We start from the raw sequence: 694 nt of genomic DNA, 5'->3' as shown, positions 1-694 counted from the left end.
TGAATGGTCTTGCCGCCAAAGCTGTCCGGCAAGTCATCGGCGGAAACGCCGCCGATCAGGAACTCGGCGATATGACGAGGCTCCAGGCTGCGCAACCACGAACCCACTTCGTTGATGAGGCCGAGGCCGACTGAGTTGGCAGTGACCTTGCGTTCCAGAATCCAGTCGAGGGCTTCAGGGATGGCAACGATGTCGGTCAGCAGGTTGTGCATTTCCAGCACTTCGACGTTGCGTTCGCGCATCTTGGTGACGAAGTCGAAATGGTCGCGTTTAGCCTGTGCGACCCACAACACATCATCAAACAGCAACTCGTCGCAGTTGTTCGGGGTCAGCCGCTGGTGGGCCAGGCCGGGGGAGCAAACCATGACTTTGCGCAGTTTGCCGGCTTCGGAATGGACGCCGTACTTAACTTTTTCCGTGGTCATTACAGTGATCCTCCAGATGACAAATGGGTCAGGTGTTACAGAGTCAGGAAGCCGTCATACAGCCCGTAAGCCGCCACCAGGGCGCCCACGACGACCGCTGTGAAAATCAGCTTCTCGACGTTGGTGAAAACCGGTTTGTTGACTTCAAGCTTGGCTTTGGCGAACAGGATCACGCCGGGCGCATAGAGCAGGGCGGAGAGCAGCAGGTATTTGACGCCGCCGGCATAGATCAGCCAGACCGCGTAGATCAATGCGACGGCGCCGATGAA

At 57.6% G+C, this 694-nt stretch carries 1 protein-coding gene and 1 pseudogene; both read right to left on the bottom strand.

Translation table 11 applies throughout. The features are described from left to right. On the bottom strand, window positions 1-425 hold a 425-nt coding region (locus AACY49_RS29805), incomplete at its 3' end, for an arginine deiminase family protein (protein ID WP_339527776.1). Between the two features lie 35 nt (window positions 426-460). Next, window positions 461-694, bottom strand: a pseudogene (locus tag AACY49_RS29800) (arginine-ornithine antiporter); the annotation flags it as partial.

It is taken from the genome of Pseudomonas sp. EL_65y_Pfl2_R96, from assembly GCF_963970905.1.
In the GTDB taxonomy this organism is placed as follows: Bacteria; Pseudomonadota; Gammaproteobacteria; order Pseudomonadales; family Pseudomonadaceae; genus Aquipseudomonas.
This window is presented reverse-complemented; position numbering and strand designations above follow the sequence as displayed.